Origin of the sequence: Dyadobacter sandarakinus (assembly GCF_016894445.1) — a bacterium.
Lineage (GTDB): Bacteria > Bacteroidota > Bacteroidia > Cytophagales > Spirosomataceae > Dyadobacter > Dyadobacter sandarakinus.
The window spans coordinates 5,385,014-5,406,093 of record NZ_CP056775.1; the positions used below are offsets into that span (position 1 = coordinate 5,385,014).

General features: G+C 48.6%; 18 protein-coding genes. 5 read left to right on the forward strand and 13 right to left on the reverse strand.

Annotated features, from left to right (window positions below; genetic code table 11):
• Window positions 1–25 precede the first annotated feature (25 nt).
• The 3 genes from HWI92_RS22240 to HWI92_RS22250 form a co-directional block, all read right to left on the reverse strand.
• Window positions 26–3,181, reverse strand: a complete 3,156-nt coding sequence (locus HWI92_RS22240) for an efflux RND transporter permease subunit (protein WP_204659404.1) — start codon at window positions 3,179–3,181, stop codon at window positions 26–28.
• Between the two features lie 29 nt (window positions 3,182–3,210).
• On the reverse strand, window positions 3,211–4,362 hold the full coding sequence (locus HWI92_RS22245; protein ID WP_204659406.1) for an efflux RND transporter periplasmic adaptor subunit: 1,152 nt from the start codon (window positions 4,360–4,362) through the stop codon (window positions 3,211–3,213).
• 165 nt (window positions 4,363–4,527) lie between these two features.
• Complete coding sequence (locus tag HWI92_RS22250; protein ID WP_229248475.1) at window positions 4,528–4,911, reverse strand: hypothetical protein; 384 nt, start codon at window positions 4,909–4,911, stop codon at window positions 4,528–4,530.
• A gap of 396 nt (window positions 4,912–5,307) precedes the next feature.
• On the opposite strand from HWI92_RS22250, the gene HWI92_RS22255 reads away from it, so the two are divergent.
• The gene (locus tag HWI92_RS22255) at window positions 5,308–6,348 is read left to right on the forward strand and encodes a GNAT family N-acetyltransferase (protein WP_204659410.1); all 1,041 of its coding nucleotides are present in this window, start codon (window positions 5,308–5,310) and stop codon (window positions 6,346–6,348) included.
• Between the two features lie 128 nt (window positions 6,349–6,476).
• Here HWI92_RS22255 and HWI92_RS22260 read toward each other — a convergent pair whose 3' ends face one another.
• The 5 genes from HWI92_RS22260 to HWI92_RS22280 form a co-directional block, all read right to left on the reverse strand.
• Window positions 6,477–7,067 (reverse strand): HmuY family protein, encoded by a 591-nt coding sequence (locus HWI92_RS22260; RefSeq protein ID WP_204659412.1) that lies wholly within the window; start codon window positions 7,065–7,067, stop codon window positions 6,477–6,479.
• A 32-nt stretch (window positions 7,068–7,099) separates the two neighbouring features.
• Window positions 7,100–9,169, reverse strand: a complete 2,070-nt coding sequence (locus HWI92_RS22265; RefSeq protein ID WP_204659414.1) for a TonB-dependent receptor plug domain-containing protein — start codon at window positions 9,167–9,169, stop codon at window positions 7,100–7,102.
• A 94-nt stretch (window positions 9,170–9,263) separates the two neighbouring features.
• Window positions 9,264–9,803 (reverse strand): YceI family protein, encoded by a 540-nt coding sequence (locus tag HWI92_RS22270; RefSeq protein WP_229248477.1) that lies wholly within the window; start codon window positions 9,801–9,803, stop codon window positions 9,264–9,266.
• A gap of 4 nt (window positions 9,804–9,807) precedes the next feature.
• On the reverse strand, window positions 9,808–10,146 hold the full coding sequence (locus tag HWI92_RS22275) for an avidin-fold protein (RefSeq protein ID WP_204659416.1): 339 nt from the start codon (window positions 10,144–10,146) through the stop codon (window positions 9,808–9,810).
• Window positions 10,147–10,158: 12 nt separating this feature from the next.
• Window positions 10,159–10,542, reverse strand: coding sequence for a VOC family protein (locus HWI92_RS22280; RefSeq protein WP_204659418.1), 384 nt, complete (start codon window positions 10,540–10,542; stop codon window positions 10,159–10,161).
• 267 nt (window positions 10,543–10,809) lie between these two features.
• Between HWI92_RS22280 and HWI92_RS22285 the strand changes: the two genes are divergently transcribed.
• Both HWI92_RS22285 and uvrB read left to right on the forward strand, forming a co-directional pair.
• Complete coding sequence (locus HWI92_RS22285) at window positions 10,810–11,664, forward strand: cupin-like domain-containing protein (protein WP_204659420.1); 855 nt, start codon at window positions 10,810–10,812, stop codon at window positions 11,662–11,664.
• Window positions 11,665–11,740: 76 nt separating this feature from the next.
• Entirely contained in the window at window positions 11,741–13,759 is a 2,019-nt protein-coding gene (uvrB, locus tag HWI92_RS22290) for an excinuclease ABC subunit UvrB (protein WP_204659422.1), read from the forward strand.
• Window position 13,760: 1 nt separating this feature from the next.
• On the opposite strand, the gene HWI92_RS22295 is transcribed toward uvrB, so the two are convergent.
• The 3 genes from HWI92_RS22295 to HWI92_RS22305 form a co-directional block, all read right to left on the reverse strand.
• Window positions 13,761–14,078 (reverse strand): type II toxin-antitoxin system RelE/ParE family toxin, encoded by a 318-nt coding sequence (locus HWI92_RS22295; protein ID WP_204659424.1) that lies wholly within the window; start codon window positions 14,076–14,078, stop codon window positions 13,761–13,763.
• Window positions 14,071–14,259 carry a hypothetical protein gene (locus HWI92_RS22300; RefSeq protein ID WP_204659426.1) on the reverse strand — a complete coding sequence of 63 codons (189 nt, stop codon included), beginning with the start codon at window positions 14,257–14,259 and terminating at the stop codon, window positions 14,071–14,073. The genes HWI92_RS22295 and HWI92_RS22300 overlap by 8 nt, the downstream gene beginning before the upstream one ends.
• 64 nt (window positions 14,260–14,323) lie before the next feature.
• Window positions 14,324–14,884 (reverse strand): 5' nucleotidase, NT5C type, encoded by a 561-nt coding sequence (locus HWI92_RS22305; RefSeq protein WP_204659428.1) that lies wholly within the window; start codon window positions 14,882–14,884, stop codon window positions 14,324–14,326.
• A 105-nt stretch (window positions 14,885–14,989) separates the two neighbouring features.
• Between HWI92_RS22305 and HWI92_RS22310 the strand changes: the two genes are divergently transcribed.
• Window positions 14,990–15,739 carry a DeoR/GlpR family DNA-binding transcription regulator gene (locus HWI92_RS22310; RefSeq protein ID WP_204659430.1) on the forward strand — a complete coding sequence of 250 codons (750 nt, stop codon included), beginning with the start codon at window positions 14,990–14,992 and terminating at the stop codon, window positions 15,737–15,739.
• Window positions 15,740–15,806: 67 nt separating this feature from the next.
• Here the strand turns inward: HWI92_RS22310 and ileS are convergent, their stop codons facing one another.
• Window positions 15,807–19,250 carry an isoleucine--tRNA ligase gene (gene ileS, locus HWI92_RS22315; protein ID WP_204659432.1) on the reverse strand — a complete coding sequence of 1,148 codons (3,444 nt, stop codon included), beginning with the start codon at window positions 19,248–19,250 and terminating at the stop codon, window positions 15,807–15,809.
• A 213-nt stretch (window positions 19,251–19,463) separates the two neighbouring features.
• Here ileS and can point away from each other — a divergent pair, with 213 nt between their 5' ends.
• Window positions 19,464–20,093, forward strand: coding sequence for a carbonate dehydratase (can, locus tag HWI92_RS22320; protein WP_204659434.1), 630 nt, complete (start codon window positions 19,464–19,466; stop codon window positions 20,091–20,093).
• A gap of 15 nt (window positions 20,094–20,108) precedes the next feature.
• Here can and HWI92_RS22325 read toward each other — a convergent pair whose 3' ends face one another.
• Complete coding sequence (locus HWI92_RS22325) at window positions 20,109–20,936, reverse strand: glycoside hydrolase family 16 protein (RefSeq protein ID WP_204659436.1); 828 nt, start codon at window positions 20,934–20,936, stop codon at window positions 20,109–20,111.
• Window positions 20,937–21,080: the final 144 nt, after the last annotated feature.

The following is a 21,080-nucleotide window of genomic DNA, read 5'->3' on the forward strand; positions in this document are numbered from 1 at the left end:
GGCTGACCAGGCAGCCTGCATGAGATTATTCAAGGACTGCTTCTTCTTTGACAGGTGCCGGCTTGCGCGTTTTACCGCGGGTAGCCATGCCTGCAAATAGTACATACAGCCCCGGAATGATAATCACTCCAAACAAGGTACCTATGAGCATACCACCTGCTGCCGCAGTCCCAATAGACCGGTTACCCAATGCACCTGCGCCCGATGCAATACAAAGCGGTATAAGCCCGGCGATAAAGGCAAACGACGTCATCAGGATAGGGCGGAGGCGCTCGGTAGCACCTTCCAGCGCAGCGTCAAGAACGGACCGTCCTTCCTTCTGGCGGATAATGGCATATTCTACAATCAGGATCGCATTTTTACCCAATAAACCAATCAGCATCACCAGGGAAACCTGTGCATAGATGTTGTTTTCCAAACCGAGCAGCTTCAATGCGAGAAATGCACCAAAGACGCCGGTAGGCAGGGAAAGAATGACAGGCAGCGGCAGCAGGAAGCTCTCATACTGGGCCGCAAGCAGCAGGTATACAAACACAAGGCAGATCGCGAAAATGAAAACAGCCTGATTGCCGGAAAGGATTTCTTCACGCGTCATCCCCGACCATTCGTACGTAAAACCACGCGGCAGCTTCTCTTCCGCCACACGCTCCACAGCCTTGATGGCATCACCGCTTGAATAGCCCGGGGCAGCATCGCCATTGATCATGGCGGATGTAAACATGTTGTACCGGGTGAGCAGTTCGGGGCCGTATACCCTTTCCAGCGTAATAAAAGTGGAAAATGGTACCATTTCACCCCGGTTATTTTTGACATACAGCTTTAAAAGGTCTTCCGGGTTTTTACGATAACTCGCATCGGCCTGCACCATGACCTTGTACATCTGGCCAAACCTGATAAAGTTGGAAGCATAGTAGCTGCCGATCATGGTTTGAAGAGTACTCATTGCCACGTCAACCGAAACACCTTTTTTCGCCGCAATATCATTATCCACGTGAATCATATATTGCGGAAAGCTGGCATCGAAGCTGCTGAATGCTGCCGAGATTTCCGGAGTCGCCATAAGATCTTTGACAAACTGATTGGTAACCTCAGCCGTTTTCTGCAAATCTTCATTACCCGACCTGTCCTGCACCCTGAGCTCAAAGCCGCTGGAATTACCGAATCCCGGAACCGTAGGCGGAGGAAAGTACTGGATTTCCGCATCCTTGATGTGCCTGGTTTTTGCTTCCATTTCCGCAATAATATCCTGAACAGAAGCCTCTCGCTGGTCCCAGGGTTTGAGGTTGATCATCGCCATACCGTACGAAGAGCCCGCCGACTCGGTAAGAAGGCTGTATCCGGACAAGGACGAAACGGATTCAACGGGTTCAAGGCTTTCGGCAACTTTCTGGATTTCATCGAGAACTGCCTCTGTTCTTTCCACGGTGGCAGCCACCGGGGTAGTAACATTCACATTGATCACTCCCTGGTCTTCCGTAGGGATAAACCCGCTGGGCAGAATGGTGTTGATCCCGTAAGTAGCCACACAGAAGGCCAGCAGTAAGCCAATGGTAATGACCCGGCGGCTTACGATAGTGGTCAAAAGTCTGCGATAGCCACTTTGTACACCATCATACCCTTTATTAAACCCATTGAAAAACCTGGTGAGCAAATTGTTTTTTACAGGTTGCCCATGCGTATTTTTCAACATCAATGCACATAAAGCAGGCGTGAGCGTCAATGCATTGATACCCGATATGACAATAGAAATGGCGAGGGTTATGGAGAATTGCCGGTAAAAAATACCCACTGGACCCGACATGAATGCCACCGGCACAAATACGGCCGACATCACCAGGGTGATTGCTATGATGGCACCGCTCATTTCTTTCATGGATTCGATGGTGGCGGTTTTTGCGTCAAGGTGTTTTTCGGCCATCTTGGCATGGACAGCCTCCACGACCACAATCGCATTATCCACCACAATACCGATGGCCAGTACGAGCGCGAAAAGCGTCAGCAGGTTGATGGAAAATCCAAAAAGCTGCATGAATGCAAATGTCCCGACGAGCGCCACGGGTACGGCTAGGGCCGGGATGAGCGTGGAGCGGAAATCCTGCAAAAACAGGTAAACGATCAGGATTACCAGCACAAAAGCCTCAATGAGTGTGCGGATTACCTCGTGAATGGATGCATCCAGAAAGCGGGAAACATCATACGATACAAAGTAGTCCATTCCGGGCGGAAAGGTGGTCGCTTTCAGCTCGGCTACCTTATTTTTGATATTCTGGATAACCTCCTGCGCATTGGATCCTGGGCGCTGTTTGATCATGATCGAAGCGGATGGTCGCCCGTTGGACTTGGAGGCCATATCATATTCAAGCGTGCCGAATTCGATCTTGGCTACATCTTTCAGTTTCAGGATAGAGCCATCGGGATTGGAGCGCAGTACGATGTTCTCATATTGAGCGGGTTCAAATAGTTTTCCCGTATACTTCAAAACGTACTGCAATACATTCTTTTCACGTCCGGAGCTTACTCCTGTTTTACCGGGGGCTGCTACTACGTTCTGATCGCGGATGGCCTGGATTACTTCATCCGACGACACATTATAACTGTTCATGCGGTCGGGTTGCAGCCATACGCGCATAGAGTAATCCTTGCTGCCCATGATCTGTGCACGCCCGACACCATCAATCCTTTTCAGCTCTTTCAGGATGTTGATGTCCGCAAAATTGTAGACGAAATCCTCGCCTACGGCAGTGTCGGAGCTCATAATATCCAGGTACATGAGCATACTGTTTACTTCCTTTTCGGTGGTCACCCCGGCCTTGATCACTTCTTCAGGAAGTTCATCAATCACCGTTTGCACGCGGTTTTGCACGTTTACGGCCGCCAGGTCGGGATCCACACCGACGTTAAAAGAAATATTGATCGTTGTCACACCATCATTGCCGGACACGCTGGTCATGTAAGTCATGCCGGGTACGCCATTAATGGCTTTTTCAAGGGGTACGGCCACCGCATCGACGCACACCTCGGCATTGGCACCGGTATATGTGGCAGTTACGACTACAGAGGGCGGAACGATATCAGGAAACTGGGAAACGGGCAGTTCCAGCACTGCGAGGATTCCAAGCAGGGTTATAAATATGGAGATAACCAGCGACAGCACCGGTCGCTCGATGAATTTTTGAAACATAATCTGCTGTTCAGGTGAAGGAAGGGCGCTTATCTGGCGCTGATTGCAATTTTTTCGGTTGATACCTCAGCCGTGTCCAGGGAAACCGTCTTGGGATTGATGGTTGCCCCATCCCGCAGCGACTGCAGGCCCTCATATACAATGGTTTCGCCCGATTGTAATCCTGATTTGACTACATAGAAAGTAGACAGACGGGAGTGCGGCACGAAGCTTCGTGTCTTGATCTTATTATCTTTCCCCAATACATACACGAAGTTTTTGTCCTGGATTTCAAAAGCTGCCTTCTGAGGAATCAGGATCGCATTTTCTACCGTATTCGTGAGCCGGATAGTACCCGTGGAACCGTGTTTGAGGAGTTTTTCAGGATTACTGAACCGTGCACGGAATGCGATAGAGCCGGTACCTTCGTCGAATGCACCCTCCATAGTTTCGATGGTTCCTTTATGCCTGAAGAACGAACCATCGGCCAGTTCCAACTGCACTACTGCCTTGCCATGCTCGTTTTTCCCTCTTGACTTCACATATTCCAGGTACTCGTTTTCGGAAACATTGAAATAGGCAAATACGGTTTTTGTATCAGACAAGGTTGTAAGCAGGGTACCTTCAGTGATCAGGCTTCCCATTTTGTGGGGAAGGCGGTCGATCACACCGTCGAAGGGTGCACGGATTTCTGTTTGCGCCAGTTGCAGAGCGGCATTGGATTTCTCGGAGCGGGCCTCTTCAATGCGTGCATTGGCAGCAGCAAGTTTGGCATCCGCTACATCAACCTCTGTTTTGGAAATTACATTTTTATCGGCCAGCAGCTTTATCCTGCGGAGTTCCAGCTCAGCACCTTTAGCCTCGGCTACGGCGCTTTGAAGATTGGCTTTGGCTTTGGCGAGCTGCGTAGCATATTCTTCATTGTTAATACGGAAAAGAAGCTGTCCTTTTTTTACATCCTTTCCTTCGTCCACATACACTTCTTCCAGGTAACCTTTAACTCGGGCGTATATTTCTACATTTCTGACGGCGTGAATATTGCCGACATATTCACGATGCAGCTGTGTTTTCTGCGGCTTCAACTCGGTGACGGGGATGGTCATAATACTGTCTTTGCTGCCGGCTTCACTTTGTTTTTTGGAAGCACAGCCATACGACAGCAGGCCCAGGATGCATAGCACCGGCCAATGAAAATTTTTCATGATGAGTAGTTATAAATTAGCAAATACAGGGTGCCGCAATGCCTCCGCAGGGACGTGCATTGCAAATCGGAAATAATGAATGGGCAGACTTAGGCAGCAGTACGTGCGCATCAAGCCTATGTAACAGCAAAGTTTTGAAGTCAATAGCCCGTCAGGGCGCGGTGCTCAGAAGGGGCAGAGCCGGTGCAGAAATGAGTAGTAATCGGGAAGAGGTACGAGGCCTTTGCCTGCCGGACTTAAAATAAGGCTTTCGCGTATTGCTTTTGTAACCCCGGACAAGTAAAATGACGGGGCTGCATGTACAATCAGACTGAGAAAACGGTAGGTGGAATGCCGGTAGCCCAGCAATTCCGACAGGTTATCTTTCCATTCAGATTCGTCGGCCCGCACGATCGTTTCCTCCGTGCAGATACTGTCGTCAACGATTATGGGAGAATGGATTTTGTCGGCGGCTCTGACTGAAAAAGGTGAAAAGCCGGAAGTCCCAATTTCCAGGTTGCATGTAGCCCCGTGCTTTGCCGCCGTGAGGGGTAAAGCAAGAAGTTGCATAAAGCAAAAAAACAATACAAAAGCCTTTTTTATCATGATGCTGATGGAAAATCAGAACACTAAAAATTCATACTTTTATAATGAATTCAAGATTAACTGGGACTATTGAAACGGAATCGCAATAGAAAACCGCAATAATCCAAATGTAACAATTCGAATGTTTAAACCAAATTTCGTTTCTTGTTAATGAGTGTTAACAAAACAATTTTAGAGTACTCAATCTCTGTGCAACTGCGCTTTTCTGAAAAATTTTGTAAGATTAAACAGATGATGAATGAAACTTTACCGGGGAAAATCTATATTTATTGATAAAGACTCACCTGCTCAATGTAGCAAGACCAGCGTATTGCCGGTAAAATCGGGCAATGGTATTTTCTGTAAAAAAAAGAATGGGGAATGGCAGTGACACCCATCATTACTGACCGCCTCGCGCTGCATAAAATCACCTCTGACGATGGCGATAAGTATTACCGGCTGAGCAACAATGCAAAAGTGATGAAGTTTGTCACCGGCTACGCGCTTTCCCGGAAGGAATCGGACGAAATGCTGAGAAGTTTTCTTATTGAATATGGCCCGGATTCACACTTAGGCAGGTACTTGATTGAGGACCGGCAATCGGGAGAGCTGATTGGCATGGCCAAGCTGGACTGGTCGGGCTTTGATATTGAAATCGGCTACCGCGTCATGGAAGAGCACTGGGGCAAGGGCATTGCCACAGAAGTCGCATCGGCCCTGATCCGGTTTGCATTGACGCAGCTGAAAGCCAGGACGGTAGCAGCCTATGTAAATGTCGATAATACAGCCTCGGTACGGGTGTTGGAAAAAGCAGGGATGAAGCGGGTGGGTGTGATCGAGGATATTGATGAAGTAAAGTACAAGTACATTTATTCACCTCATAGCCATCAAAACATGAAAAAAGCCATTTACGTCGTCACGGGGATCATTGCAGTGTTCCTGATTATAGCCGTGATCATGCCGAAAAGTTATGCCGTAGAGCGGGATATTGTCATTCACAGACCGAAAGGAAAGGTGTTTGAGTACCTTAGATCCCTTAAAAATCAGGATCAGTGGAGCGTATGGATGCAGCGTGATCCGAATATCGTAAAGGAGTATATCGGTATTGACGGAGAGCCCGGCTTTGTGACGACCTGGCGTGGCAACAAAGAGGTAGGCAAAGGTGAGCAGGAGATCAAGCATGTGGAAGAAGGCAAACGCATTGATACGGAACTACGGTTTATCGAGCCTTTTAAAAGCACCAGCAATGCGTACATGATCACAGAAGCAACCGACTCGGCCTCGACCCGGGTCCGCTGGGGGTTCACCGGAGCAATGCCTATACCCATGAACGTTATGCTGCCTTTTATCGATCTGGATAAGATGGTCGGGAAGGATTTTGAGGCAGGACTGAAGAACCTGAAAACCATTCTCGAAAAATAAGCGGCATACCTGCTAGGTTACCCTGAATGCGCTCGGGTTTTGAATATATAAGTAAAAAGAGCCAGCAACGCCTGAAACGTTGCTGGCTCTTTTTTCACACAAGCCTGTAAGCCTTACGGTTGGAAATACTATTTGAGGTTTGTGGACCCGTCGGCCTGAAATGCATACCGGAAAGTATATGTTTTACCGGCCGGCCTTCTGGTAAGATCCTTGAAAGTTTCCGAATTAGTACCTGGATTCCCTTTATAGTAGCTGATCATCTCCATTTTCGCATATTTACCATCTTTTGTTTTTACAACAATGATCTTGCCCGGTACCGGCAGGATTGCATGCTGGGGCTCAGTTTCAGCGGTGTAGTTGTACCACGACCCGCTGCCTGCAATGGCGTTGGCGGTGTACCCTGCTGCGGGTGCAGTCGTATAAGAGTCAAACAAAGTGCCGTCGGTTAAAGCTACTACCTGGGCAGTACCGCTGGTTGAGATCGTGGTGGACTTAAATTTAAGGTCCCAGTTTTCCGTCGCACTTACCTCTTTGTTTTGTGAAAAACTGAAAAATACACTGTCTTTCCTGGACTCGGCCGAACCGTCCAGGTCCTTCACTTCGTGGATGGTCAGCTCGGGCGTAACAGCCGGCCCGTCGCTGTCATCGTCGCTGCATGCAGAAAACATCAGAACAAACGCGGCAAGGATACAAATGGATTGGAGACGTAGATTTTTCATTGCGGTTGTAGATATGAATTGATTGTTAAGTTTCAGAAATTGTAGCTCACGCCGCCGTACAGCAGGCGGCCCGGCAGGTTGCTGACCGAGGCTTTGTCTGTGTAACCGAGGAGGTTTTCGGCAGTCGCCTGTATGCGCAGCCGGTTTTTCAGCAGGCTTTTGGAGGCTGATGCATTGAGCAGGTTATAGCCCTTCACATATTCGTTCGCCGCATTCAGGATACCATTTCCATCTGTATCACTGATACCGTATTTGCCCCTGTAAATGCTTCTGACAGATATCGTAATGCCTTTTTCAGGGTTGTTGTAAGACATTCGTGCATTGGCCATATACCTCGACCGGTTGTACAGCCCGCCATACTCTCCCGGCTTCACAAGCCTCGTGTGGTTTTGCTCATCTTTGGTATACACCTTCCCTGCTTTGACCTTGTCGCGCTCGGCCTCATCAAATGCATCAAGAAGCTGAAATCCCGTAGCTACCTCGAAGTGCCGCCCGAGCGACCAGGAGACTTCGGTTTCAGCTCCCTGCGTGATTACACTGTTGAGATTGAAGTAGGAGTACACAAACAAACCATTTGTTTTAAGTGCAATTGCCTGCGTGTTGATCAGGTTTTTGATATTATTTCTGAAAAAATTAATGGTAATATGGAAGTCTGACCAGGGACTATACCGCATTCCTGCATTGAAAGAAGTGGAGCTTTCTGCGTTCAGCTCTGCAAGGCTGGCGGGATCGATCAGTACTTTCTCGATCTGTCCGCTGCGCTGTAATTCAGCGAGCCGCTCGGCCAGTCCGATGTAGCCGAACACGCTGTACCCGACCGCTGCATTGCTGAAATTGAGATAAAGCTGGCGGAAGTCCGGCGCTTTGTAGCCTTTTCCTGCCGAGGCCAGTACCATGAGCCGGTCGGTCAGCCGGTAGCTTGCAGCCAGCTTGGGACTGAACTGCGACTTGTACTGGCTGTGCGCGTCAAATCGCCCGCCACCAATGATGCTCATACGATCCACAGGCATCCAGTCGGCCTGGAAGTATCCATAGCCTGAGTTAAATGCCTGTAAATGTTCATACCGGGTGGCTTCTACCGTCTCGTGTACGGCCCCGCCGCCCAGTGTTACCTTCACATTTTTGACGGGTGTATAGTCGGTTTGTAATTCGATGCGTGTAAAGGTTTGATCAAAATACGACTGATCGAAAAGTGAATGATCGTCTTCGTAATGGTAGGCTGCTTTTGTTTTATAAAACGAATGGTAAAACCGCGCAGAGGCATTCAGCTTGTCCGAGAACCGCACGTGGTACGAAGGCGCCAGGCTGAGATTTTGTTCGTGTCCTCTTCCGCCCGCATACCTGTTTTCAGTAACGTAGCGGTCATCCTGCCCGCTCTCAAAGTACCGGCCCGAAAACCGGATGTCTGACCTGGAATTCACCTTGAAGCCCGACCGCACCTGGAATGTACAGGCGGCAAAAGGAGAAACCGTGTGGGTACCCGTTTCTGGTCGCAGTGCGTAACCCGAGCTGCTGTTGTGGTTGACAAACCCGCCGATATCAAACCTGTTTTTCCTGAAACTGCTTTCTACCGACAGATCGGTGCTGTTATTGGTGCCATACCGGGCTGATAATGCGGTTTTGAATCCGTCATGGGGTTTTTGTGTAATGATATTAATCACGCCTGCCATCGCCTCGCTCCCGTACAATGAGGACGACGGGCCTTTTACAATTTCGATCCTTTCAATGTTCGTAGTGGTTATACGCGAAAGTTCGAGCGTGCCCGAGGTGCGGCCAATCACCGGCTCTCCGTCGATCAGAATCATGGTATACTCTGGCGAAAAACCCTGCATCTGAATTCCTTTACCATGGTCAGTCACGATCGCCAGACCGGTTTGTTCTGCTAAAATCTCGTTCAGACGCACCATTCCCCGGTTTTTAATCTCCGAAGAAGTAATCTGCATAACCGGTACCGGTAGCTGCGACAGCATTTTTTCTGTACGGGTGGCCGTCACTACCACTTCTTTGAGCTCACTGGTCCGGACAGAATCTTCCCGGGCATCTTGGGCCAGGGAAGTATTTACAGCGGAAGTAAGCAGGAGAACTAATAAATGGTGCTTCATTTATTTAGTTTAATTTTAAATAGATGAGCAAAGAAAAGATTATTTAGACTAATTTCAAACAAGGATGTAGTTTAAATATCTGGAAGCCTGTATTTCAGCGGAGCACTGCGGTGAGGGTTACCGTGACGATGTCTTTCAATTTCCAGTCTTTCTCACCGATGTGATAGTCCAGGCGGTTGAGCTCGAAGGTACTTGCAAGCTTCATGGGGCCGTCAGCATTTTTTACGGCTGTAAATGGAAGCGTAACTGTTCTGGAAACATCGCGGATGGTGAGCGTACCGGTAGCATTGTACTGCTTGCCAACCTGTTCTACCTTACTGGATCTGAACCGGATCTGAGGGAACTTGTCTACATAAAAGTATTTTTCACTCTTCATGTCCCGGTCGCGGGAGTCACTATTGGTCTTGAAGCTGGCGGCATCCACCGTCATGTCAAATGTGGAAGCTTCGGGGTTTTTCTCGGAAAATACAGCTTTCCCTTTGGGCGCACCGAATGTTCCGTGGCACGTTCCAAGTATGAATTTTACGCTGAATTCCGTACTGCCCGAAACAATGCGGCTGGTTTGTGCGCTGGCCAGTGCTGCATTGAAAAGGAGTAGAAAAATAATCAGTGCATTGCGGGTAAGCATGTTCATATAGTCAGATTTCCTGCAGCAAAGACTCTCCTGCGGAAAAATCGCCCGAGGTCCACTGCCATTTTTCATGCATACGAACTTTTCCGTCCGGAAGTTGCTCGGGCACGGAGCGGCACTTTCCGGTTGTAATTTCACCTTTCAGGTTAATCTGGTGATAACGCATGTCCAGCACGCCAAAGTCGTCAACAAGCGCTATCAGGTGCCCGCTGCGGATATTGGCGCCGGAGTAAGTACAGGTCACAATGTTACCCTGCTGCTGATAATGGAATTTCATTTCCAGGTCCACCTCGCCGTTTTCAGAATTATGCAGCGGTACAAATATTTTGTCGTGGTAATTGATCATTGCAGGTAAAGTTTATAGCACCGAGGTAATCCACCATGTATTTCCGGCAGGATCGGTTATCCCGCAGCTGCGTCCGTAACTTTGGTCGGCGGGCTCCATCACGCTGGTTGCTCCGTTTTCCAGCGCAAGCTGGTAAGTATCATCCGCATTCTTTACATAAATGAAGAGGCTGCCGGTTTGTGCGGGCCAGGTCTCATTTTTATCGGCAAACATGATGCAGCTTTCCCCGATGCGTACTTCTGCATGCCTGATCAGCACAGCATCATCCTGATGGTGGATGGAGAGGGTTTCGGCAGTAAATACGACGGTGATAAAGTCGAGAAAAGCCGCGGCACCATCTATTATCAGGTAAGGCATTACCTGCTGGTGCCCGACTGGAATTTTAACATTATCCATAAGAAGGATCTGTATGAAAGGTTTGGAAAATGAAGTAATTGAAAGGAAAGACTGTGGTGTTTACATGTAGATAATCAGCATATTCTATTAACTCTATATATATTATTGATCTTTTATTTTTATTGAAGATGAAATTTATATTTTCAAATTCTCTTTAATACATTTGACCAGATGATGACGTGTTGACAAGAACATTCCTCACTCTGTTAGCGTTAGTTTTAACAGTAATATACTTTAATCGATTACCACATTTATTCGGTTCCTGTTATGAAGTTGATGCCTATTGAAAAACGAAGCGGACTTACCCGCGAGGAATTTATAGAAAATTATTTGAAACCCAGCCGGCCAGTCGTTTTTACGGACCTGGCGAAGGACTGGCCTGCGGTACAGAAGTGGACCTTTGACTGGCTCCGTGAAAATCACGGCAACCTGGATGTGCCTCTCGTGGACAATCACATGCACGACGCCGACAAATACTTCCAGATTGCAAAGACCATGAAGTTTGGTGAGTACCTGTCGCTGATCGAGCAGGGGCCTACGGACCTCAGGATTTTTCTTTTTGATATCTTTAAAAAAGCACCTGAGCTGGCCAATGATATTCGTTTTCCGACGATTATGGATGGTTTTCTTAAATCCTATAAGTTCGTTTTTTTTGGCGGAGAAGGTTCCATTACCAGTCTGCATTATGATATGGATTGCTCCAACGTGTTCCTGACGCAGTTTCAGACGCGCAAGCAGGTAATCCTGTTTTCACCGGAAGAAAGCAAAAGGCTGTACCATCACCCATTCACGGTAATGAGCAAGGTTGATCCGTTGAAGCCAGACTACGAGCGCTTCCCGGCATTGAAAGGCGCCGTGGGGCACGAGACCATCCTGAACCATGGCGAAACGATTTTTATTCCGTCACTCTGGTGGCATTACATCCGCTATGTAGACGGTGGATTCAGCCTGGCACTCAGAGCCAATAATTCCATTTTCACAGCAGTACGCGGTGGAATGAACCTGGTGCGCCATACGTTTGTGGACAAAAGCATGACCAAGCTGCTCGGACTGGACTGGCAGCACTGGAAAGAAAAGAAAGCCGTTGAGAATGCGAAAACAGTGCTCGAAGAAGCTGTGTAGGACATATCGGGGACGCATTTCAAAGAAACTAATCTGCCTTTGAAATGCGTTATCCCATACGGCTTCACAACTAAATATGGACTTCGAACTCACTTCCCAATACCTGCCTACCGGCGATCAGCCCGCTGCAATTGACCAATTAGTTCTTGGAATCCAGTCCGGCGATCCGGCGCAGACATTGCTGGGGGTTACCGGTTCCGGAAAGACTTTTACTGTGGCCAATGTAATTTCCAAGGTCAATAAGCCTACACTGGTACTCAGTCATAACAAAACGCTGGCTGCCCAGCTTTATGGAGAGTTCAAGCAGTTTTTCCCCAATAATGCCGTCGAGTACTTTATCAGCTACTACGATTATTACCAGCCCGAGGCATTTATTTCCACTACCAATACCTACATAGAAAAAGATTTGCAGATCAATCAAGAGATTGAAAAGCTGCGCCTGCATACCGTATCATCCCTGATGAGCGGGCGGCGTGATGTGGTAGTGGTGGCATCTGTGTCCTGTATTTATGGTGCAGGTAATCCCAATGAGTATAAAAAAAGCATTGTAAGTGCCAAAGTAGGCGATATCGTCAGTCGCAACCAGTTTTTATTCAGGCTGGTGGAGATCCTGTACAGCCGTACCGAGGCTGATTTTGTGCGGGGTACTTTCCGTGTGAAGGGTGATACGGTGGATGTTTTCCCAGGCTATGCCGACTTCGCCTACCGCATTATTTTCTTCGGGGACGAAATTGAGGAAATTCAGCGGATAGAGCCTGATACAGGCAAGAAGCTTTCAAATGACAAGGCAATCGCCATTTTTCCTGCCAACCTTTTTGTAACCGGTCGTGATGTACTTACCCAGTCCATGCGCGAAATCCAGGATGATCTCACCTCGCAAATCAACTTCTTTATCAAGGAAGGACGTCTGGCCGAGGCTGAGCGCGTGAAGGAGCGTACCGAATTTGATATGGAAATGATGCGGGAGCTCGGATACTGTTCGGGTATTGAAAACTACTCCCGCTACTTCGACCGGCGATTGCCGGGACAACGGCCGTTTTGTTTGCTCGACTATTTCCCGTCGGACTTTCTGCTCGTCGTGGACGAGAGCCACGTGACCATGCCGCAGATTCGCGCCATGTGGGGCGGTGACCGTTCAAGAAAGGAGTCGCTGGTAGAATATGGTTTCCGGCTTCCCTCGGCATTGGACAACCGTCCGCTGACGTTCCAGGAGTTTGAGGATATGACTCCACAGACCATTTTCGTCAGTGCCACGCCCGCAGATTACGAGCTGCGCAAATCGGAGGGTATTGTAGTGGAGCAGATTATCCGTCCCACGGGGCTGCTGGATCCGCTTATCGAAATCCGCCCGAGCCTGAACCAGATCGACGATCTTTTGGAAGAAATTACGGAGCGTATCAAAATGGGTGACCGGGTGCTGATTACCACTTTGACCAAAAGGATGGCCGAAGAGCTTAGCAAGTACCTTGATCGGGTAGGGATCAAATGCCGCTACATCCACTCGGAGGTTAAAACACTGGATCGGGTAGAGATTCTGCGCGAGCTTCGGCTCGGCGTCTTCGATGTGCTGGTTGGGGTCAACTTATTGCGGGAAGGTCTCGACTTGCCGGAGGTTTCCCTGGTAGCCATTATGGATGCCGACAAAGAAGGCTTCCTGCGCGATAACCGGTCTATGATCCAGACCATCGGACGTGCTGCACGGAATGACAGGGGTAAGGTGATTATGTATGCGGATACGATGACAGGCTCCATGCAGCAGGCTATCGACGAAACAAACCGCCGGCGAAGCATTCAGATGGAGTACAATGAGGCCAACGGCATTACACCGAAGACGATCCGGAAATCGAGGGAAGCGATTATGGAGCAAACATCAGTTGCAGATTCCAAAGCACGGAAAATTTACGTTGAACCCGAGGAAATACGGATTGCCGCAGATCCGGTGGTTCAGTATATGGGTAAAAACGACCTGCAGAAACTGATTTCAGAAACTCAGCGAAAAATGGAAGCCGCCGCCAAAAACCTCGACTTCCTCGAAGCTGCCAGGTTGCGGGACGAGCTTATGCAGCTCAAAGAGCGCTCGAAGGAGAAGGTTTGACTTATCTTAATGGAAGTAACGTTTCAAATTGCAGTGGATTTCTGCTGGTATGGAAAATGGAGGCTACGTAGACACTTTGTGATTTTTCTTCAATCCAGTAGGCGATCAGATAAGGAAAGACTTTCAATGCAGCAAAGCGAAAATCATTTTGATACCTGACAGCAAAAATAAATGGGTTTTCCGATATCATTTTAAGATATCGGGAAACCTCTCCCACCAGTTGGTAACCAAGTCCGGCCTTTTGCTGATTGTACCATTCGTAAGCTTCATCCAGCTCAATTTCGGCTACATTTAACAGGTAAACTTTGTACTCAGTCATACTTGTGGCGTATTTCTGCCCAGGAGCGAGCAGTAATATTTCCTTCACCAAACTGCTCTTTCCTGCGACTCAATTCAACCAGGGCCTCATCAGAAACAGTGATATCTGCTTCAAGGACAGACTTAACCTGAATTTTTTCTAACTCATTGAGTCCGTTAATAACATCGAGAAGTTGCTCCATTGAAATGTTGGCAGGTAGCATAAGAGTTCGTTTAAATGATGTTGAGTCTGTTATGCTAATTTACTCATTTTAGCTCAGAGACGATACTTAAACCCTCGATGTGCGGTTTGAAAAAGCTAATGGCTTCCTCCCAGTTATTCACCCGCTGGTGCCTGGTGACATTTATATTGTGCCCGGCGGTAAAGAGAATCGGTGTTCCTTTGCAAAAATCCAGGTTTTTGAGATGATCGTCTATGAGGAAGTCGGTATCGATCACTTTCTTGTCGCCACAAAATACGATGTTCTTCCAGTGAATAAACGGAAAATGCTCGGCTAACCAGTCGTACTTTTCAGGAAGTGAATTCGGAAACTCCATAGCGGCCGACACAATATACACTTCAAAGTGCTCCTGCAATTTTAAGAGTGCTTCCTGCGAACCTGCTATCAGCGGCGCATACCGGAAAAAACCAGGCTTGTAAAGTAAGCTTCTGGCAGCCAGCGGATCCGGGAAAGCCTGATCTTCAGGTATACCATGCATGGCCTCCCTGGCAACCGTAACTCCAAACTCACGCTCGTACCAGCTGATCCAGTTGGCCTCAATGTCTACGATGACATTATCCATATCAATGGCAATCGACTTCTTCATATATTCAGTTTAATGCGGTTTCATGCTTCAAATGTAAATCAATGTTGCAAAACATTGCAAGAAAAAGTTTTAATATTCTTTAACTTTGCAAAAAGTTGAACATCCATGTTAAAAGAAGAAAGATTTCAGATTATCCTTGACAAATTAGAGCAGGACAAGAAAGTTTATCTTTCCGGGCTAAGCAGCCTGCTGAATGTTTCGGAAGATACAATCCGGAGGGATATCCGCGACCTGGCAGATCAGGGACTGCTTAAATCAGTCAGGGGAGGAGCTGTACCGCATGCGCCGGGGCCAATGCATTTCCGTGACCGGCTTTCTTATGATACCGAGCAAAAGCGGGTAATTGCCGGCAAAGCATTGGAGTTTTTGAAAGATGACCAGCTGGTGATATTCGACGGAGGAACCTCTGCCATGCTGATTGCACAGCTGCTGCCCCGTGACCTGCGGCTTACAGTGGTAACCAACAGCTTTCCGATCGCATCAATTCTTGAAGAGCATGAGCATGTAGAAGTTCTTTTTGCCGGTGGCAGATTGCTGAAGAATTCATTTGTAACAATCGGTACCGACGCCATCGGTTTTTTTCGCAAATTCAGGGCAGACGTGTGTTTCCTGGGCATCTGCAGTATTCATAAGGATCTGGGTGTTACTGGTCCGCACTTTGAGGAAAGTGAGGTCAAAAGGACCATGGTGGGCGTATCTGCCGACGTGATTGCACTGGCGACCCTGGAAAAGCTGGGCACCGCAGAATCGCATTACGTATGTCCCACAGACAGGCTCGCCGCCATTGTAACGGACCAATCACCTGACAACGAAGTTTTTGATGTATACAGGGATCTGGGCATACGCATGGTTTAGTGAGGCACAAAAAAACGGACAACGCCTATGCAGGTGCTGCCCGTTTTTCTTAGTCCCGATAATCCATCTACACCACCTCAATCTTCACTTTCAGCACAAACTCATCCATTTCGATCTCGGTTGCTTCGCCGTTCAGGTCGGAGACGAGATTGAGATCCAGAGCCTGAACTTCCTGGCAGATGTAATCTTTGTTGGCAGTAACCGCGCTGGCTAGCAGACCATCGTTGTTTTGCAGGGTAATCCTGATTTTGTCCGTAACTTCAAACCCGCTGTCTTTCCGCAGATTCTGAACGCGGTTGACGAAATCGCGCGCAATACCTTCAAGCCGCAGGCTTTCGGTCACGGTAATATCCAGCGCTACTGTCAGTCCGCCTTCACTCGCTACCAGCCAGCCCGGCACATCCTCCGCAATAATTTCAACATCACTCACGGCAATGTCGATCGGACCGGAAGCGGCGACAAGATTGATAGTACTGTTTTGCTCGATTTCCTTGATCTGCGACTCGCTCATGCCCGAAATAGCCGCGGCTACTTCTTTCATCTTAGGCCCGAACTTAGGCCCCAATGCTTTAAAGTTGGGTTTGATTTTCTTTTTCAAAATCCCGCTCTCATCATGTACAAACTCAATGGTTTTCACATTGACTTCGGTCAGGATAATAGGTGTGACCTGCTCGATCTGGCGTTTTATATTGTCGCTCAATACAGGGATCAGAATTTTCGAAAGCGGCTGACGTACTTTCAGCTTGTTGCCTTTTCGGATGGAATGCACCAGCGAACTGATCCGCTGCGCCAGATCCATCGACGCTTCCAGGTTTTCACTGATCACTGAAGTATCGGCTTTTGGCCAGTAGGTAAGGTGCACCGAGTCATATTTGAATGCAGCATTGTGCTCCTGTGCAGCGCTGCGGTCGCCGTCCGTCAGATTTTTGTAGAGCCACTCCCCAAAGAACGGAGCTATCGGCGACATCAGCTGAGCCACTGTTACAAGGCAGTGCTGCAAAGTTTCGTAAGCAGCCCTTTTGTCATCCGTCAAGCCTTCGGCCTGCTCCTGAGAAGGATTCCAGAAGCGGCGGCGGTTGAGGCGGATATACCAGTTTGAAAGCTGGTCGGTCACAAAGTCCTGCACCAGACGCCCTGCCTTGGTAGGGTTGTAATCGTCAAACTGTTCGCCAACTTCCTGAATGAGCGTATTCAGTTTTGATAAAATCCAGCGGTCGAGCTCGGTACGTTTTTCAACAGGTACAGAGCTGGCGTCGTGAAACTCATATCCGTCCAGGTTGGCGTACAATGCAAAGAAGTTGTAAGTATTTACCAGTGTTCCGAAGAACTTCCGCTGTACTTCACCGATACCATCAATATTGAATTTCAGATTATCCCAGGGCTCGGCATTGGTGATCATGTACCAGCGCGTTGCATCGGGACCATACTGCGCAAGTGTCGAGAATGGATCCACAGCATTGCCCAGGCGTTTGGACATTTTATTGCCATTTTTATCCAGCACCAAACCGGTAGATACTACATTCTTGAATGCTACGGAATCAAACAGCATTCCGGCAATCGCGTGCAGGGTGAAAAACCAGCCGCGGGTCTGGTCAACACCTTCCGAAATGAAGTCGGCCGGGTAGCTTTTTTCAAATATTTCCTGATTTTCAAACGGGTAATGCCATTGGGCATAAGGCATGGCGCCTGAGTCAAACCAAACGTCGATCAGGTCCGGCTCGCGGTGCATGGTGTGGCCCTGTTTTGAAACAAGCACCACATTATCCACATACGGCCGGTGCAGGTCAGCCTCTCCGTGTTCTAGTTTAAGCAGATACTCGGAGTTATGCCACGCTTGTTCCTTGGTTAAATGTCCCGAAATGGTAGCTTCTTCGAGCAAGTCTTTCAGCTCGTCAATAGACCCGACACAAACTTCATCCCCGTAATCATTGCGCCAGATCGGCAGGGGCGTACCCCAATACCTTGACCGCGACAAATTCCAGTCTACCAGGTTTTCGAGCCAGTTGCCGAAGCGTCCGGTTCCGGTACTTTCCGGTTTCCAGTTAATGCTTTTATTAAGCTCTACCAGTCTGTCTTTCACTGCAGTGGTCCGGATAAACCAGCTGTCGAGCGGGTAATAGAGCACAGGCTTGTCTGTCCGCCAGCAATGCGGGTAAGGGTGTTCGTATTTTTCAACCCTGAATGCCTTGCCTTCTTCTTTCAGCCTGATCGCAATCAGTACATCCGTCGGCCTGAACTCGGGATCATTTTGTTCTTCTTCGGTATAGTATTCAGGCTTTACAAACCGGCCGGCATAATCCGTGATCTCTTTTACAAAACGTCCGCGCTTATCCACAATCGGAACTTCTTTTCCGTTTTCGTCCCTGACCATAATGGCCGGAATTCCATTAGCCTGTGCCACCCGGAAGTCGTCCGCCCCGAAAGTAGGAGAGGTATGTACCACGCCGGTACCATCTTCGGTAGTTACAAAGTCGCCCAGAATGACCCGGAATGCAGGTTTGTCAGCCGGGCCGAGGGTGGGCTGAACGTATGGCAGCAGTTGTTCATACTCGATGCCTTCCAATTCCTGACCTTTGAATTCTTTCATAATGGTCCATGGAAGCACTTTTTTATCACCGGATGCATAACCTTCAAAGTCACCCTCCTGACCTTTTTCGGAAAAGTATTTACCTATAAGGTCCTTCGCCAGCACCACTGAAACGGGCTCATGCGTGTAGGGATTAAATGTTTTTATTAAAACATAACTGATACCTGCACCCACCGTCAATGCCGAGTTTGCCGGGAGCGTCCAGGGAGTGGTAGTCCATGCCAGAATGCGGATATCATTGTCTTCCAAACCTTCAAACACCCGGGCTGCCGCTGTAAATCTGACCTTGAACATCGCCACGATGGTGGTATCCTTTACGTCTTTGTAGGTACCGGGCATGTTCAGCTCGTGAGACGACAGTCCGGTGCCTGCTGCCGGCGAGTACGGCTGTATGGTATATCCTTTATACAACAAGCCCTTGTCATACAGCTTTTTCAGCAGGTTCCAGAGGCTTTCAATGTATTCACTTTTGTAAGTAATATAAGGATCGTCGAGGTCAACCCAGTATCCCATTTTCTCCGTCAGGTCATTCCACTGATCTGTGAATTTCATGACCGTCTGCCGGCATTTCTCATTGTAATCTTCTACGGAAATGGTTTTTCCGATATCGTCCTTGGTAATGCCAAGCTCTTTCTCAACCTGTAACTCAACAGGCAGACCGTGGGTATCCCAGCCGCCTTTCCGCTTCACCTGGAAGCCCTGCAAAGTTTTATACCGGCAGAAAATATCCTTGATCGCACGCGCCATCACATGGTGGATGCCGGGTGTGCCGTTGGCGGAGGGAGGGCCTTCAAAAAACGTAAAGTTGGGCGCGCCTTCCCGGGTCTCAACAGACGCCTCAAATATCTTCTGGTCTTTCCAAAATTTAAGTACTTCGTCTCCGATCTGCGGATAACTCAGGTTTTTATATTCCTTGTATTTCATATTTGACTATTGGAGCATCCTTTTTCAGGCAGCGCCGGTAAGATAATGGGCAATATATATGGTAAACTCCTGGTGAATTTTAAGAGTGCAAAATTACTCATTTTTTTCTGCCAAAAGGCGTCCTGGCGACGCATGAATGTGTAATACAACGCATTGTTCCCGAGCAAAATTCCGGTATATTGGCCGCCGGGACCTCATTATTCAATTAAACCGATGGAGCAATACAAACGACTGCTGACGGCGAACAAAGCCTGGGCTGCCGAGCAGCTGAATGTGGACGAAAATTATTTTAACAACCTGTCGCTGGATCAAAAACCCGATTTTCTGTGGATAGGCTGCTCCGACAGCCGCGTTCCCGCTGAAAACCTGACCGGTTCAAGACCAGGTGAAATGTTTGTGCACAGAAACGTCGCCAACATGGTGGTGCATACGGATATGAACATGCTGGCAGTGCTGCAATATGCCGTAGAAGTATTGAAAGTCAAGCATATCCTGGTGGTAGGTCACTACCAGTGCGGGGGCGTGCGTGCCTCTATGATGCACAGCGACCTTGGACTGATTGATAACTGGCTGCGCAACATCAAGGACGTGTATGACAGGCATTCCGACGAACTGGAAAATATCGCTGAGGAAAAGCAGCGGTTTGACCGCCTGGTGGAGCTCAATGTGCAGGAGCAGGTTCACAATCTTGCCAAAACAAGCATTGTTCAGAAAGCCTGGCACGAAGGCAATGAAGTACGCCTGCACGGCTGGGTATTCGGGCTGCACGATGGACTCATCAAGCCACTCATCCTGATGGATCCACAGAACGGAATCAAGGGTATTTTCAAGTTTGATTTTTAGGTAAAAACAGGCAGGCTACCTGGCTTTTTCATATACCCGGACATAGTCCACTTCAAACCGTGCCGGGAACTGTGTTCCGGCCGGGTCGCCCCCGTTATCGCCTCCGATTGCCAGATTAAGCACCATATAGTGCGGCTGCCGGAAAGGCTGCACGGATTTGTTTTTCACATTCGCCGCTTTGTCAATCTCCTGCGAAGTCAGCAGCTGATCGTCCACATACAGCCGGACAAACTGTTCATCCCAGTCCATACGCCAGATGTGGAACTTGTCCGCCCATTGCGGGTCATCAAATTCTTTGACAGGCTTTTTCACTGAATTCCAGATGGGCTTAAAGCGTTCGCCGGACCCCCAGGCCAGGTTTGCAAGCAGGTCACCCCGGTAATATTCCATAATATCAATTTCGCCGTTGTCGGGCCATTCGCCCTTTTCGCCCAGTGTCCAGAAAGCCGGCCACATGCCCGGCTGCGTGTTAATGCGCGCACGCATTTCAAAACGGCCGTACTGCCAGGTCTTTTTGTTCCGGGTGGTTATACTGGCGGAGGTGTACTCGGCAAATTCCTGCTTTTCCTTCCAGTTTTCGCTGCCGGGCTTATAGGCCGGGTTGCTGACGCGCTCCTTGCGGGCTTCAATAATCAGAAAACCGTCCTTACAGGTCGCATTCGCGGGCTGGTACCATTGTGCCTCATGATTTCGCACAAAGCCCTGCTCGAAGTTCCAGGTTTGGGCGTCGGGTGCGCCTTCTTGGGTAAACTCGTCGGCCCATACCAGCTTCCATTGCGCAAAGCCCGGAGCTGAAAATCCGGCCAGCAGGGCGATCAGTAGGGTTTTAAAAAGCGTATGCATGTTTTAGCGGGAATATTGAATGCAATGACAAAGGAATGCTGTGCGGCATTCTAACCAGCCTCGGAGAGTCCAATTTTTCGTCCGGTACAACGCCACAGGTTTTAAATGCGGTTCTTTTATCCGTATTTGCAAGTAAGCCTGCAT

Excerpts from the sequence above, each read along its gene's own strand:
- HWI92_RS22305 (WP_204659428.1), bottom strand. The coding sequence starts at position 14,884 with ATGAAGAAGTCGATTGCCATTGATATGGATAATGTCATCGTAGACATT.
- HWI92_RS22295 (WP_204659424.1), bottom strand. The coding sequence starts at position 14,078 with ATGACTGAGTACAAAGTTTACCTGTTAAATGTAGCCGAAATTGAGCTG.
- HWI92_RS22255 (WP_204659410.1), top strand. The coding sequence starts at position 5,308 with ATGGCAGTGACACCCATCATTACTGACCGCCTCGCGCTGCATAAAATC.
- HWI92_RS22285 (WP_204659420.1), top strand. The coding sequence starts at position 10,810 with ATGAAGTTGATGCCTATTGAAAAACGAAGCGGACTTACCCGCGAGGAA.
- HWI92_RS22265 (WP_204659414.1), bottom strand. The coding sequence starts at position 9,169 with ATGAAGCACCATTTATTAGTTCTCCTGCTTACTTCCGCTGTAAATACT.
- HWI92_RS22300 (WP_204659426.1), bottom strand. The coding sequence starts at position 14,259 with ATGGAGCAACTTCTCGATGTTATTAACGGACTCAATGAGTTAGAAAAA.
- HWI92_RS22325 (WP_204659436.1), bottom strand. The coding sequence starts at position 20,936 with ATGCATACGCTTTTTAAAACCCTACTGATCGCCCTGCTGGCCGGATTT.
- uvrB (WP_204659422.1), top strand. The coding sequence starts at position 11,741 with ATGGACTTCGAACTCACTTCCCAATACCTGCCTACCGGCGATCAGCCC.
- HWI92_RS22245 (WP_204659406.1), bottom strand. The coding sequence starts at position 4,362 with ATGAAAAATTTTCATTGGCCGGTGCTATGCATCCTGGGCCTGCTGTCG.
- HWI92_RS22270 (WP_229248477.1), bottom strand. The coding sequence starts at position 9,803 with ATGAACATGCTTACCCGCAATGCACTGATTATTTTTCTACTCCTTTTC.
- HWI92_RS22275 (WP_204659416.1), bottom strand. The coding sequence starts at position 10,146 with ATGATCAATTACCACGACAAAATATTTGTACCGCTGCATAATTCTGAA.
- HWI92_RS22310 (WP_204659430.1), top strand. The coding sequence starts at position 14,990 with ATGTTAAAAGAAGAAAGATTTCAGATTATCCTTGACAAATTAGAGCAG.
- ileS (WP_204659432.1), bottom strand. The coding sequence starts at position 19,250 with ATGAAATACAAGGAATATAAAAACCTGAGTTATCCGCAGATCGGAGAC.
- HWI92_RS22280 (WP_204659418.1), bottom strand. The coding sequence starts at position 10,542 with ATGGATAATGTTAAAATTCCAGTCGGGCACCAGCAGGTAATGCCTTAC.
- HWI92_RS22250 (WP_229248475.1), bottom strand. The coding sequence starts at position 4,911 with ATGCAACTTCTTGCTTTACCCCTCACGGCGGCAAAGCACGGGGCTACA.
- can (WP_204659434.1), top strand. The coding sequence starts at position 19,464 with ATGGAGCAATACAAACGACTGCTGACGGCGAACAAAGCCTGGGCTGCC.
- HWI92_RS22240 (WP_204659404.1), bottom strand. The coding sequence starts at position 3,181 with ATGTTTCAAAAATTCATCGAGCGACCGGTGCTGTCGCTGGTTATCTCC.
- HWI92_RS22260 (WP_204659412.1), bottom strand. The coding sequence starts at position 7,067 with ATGAAAAATCTACGTCTCCAATCCATTTGTATCCTTGCCGCGTTTGTT.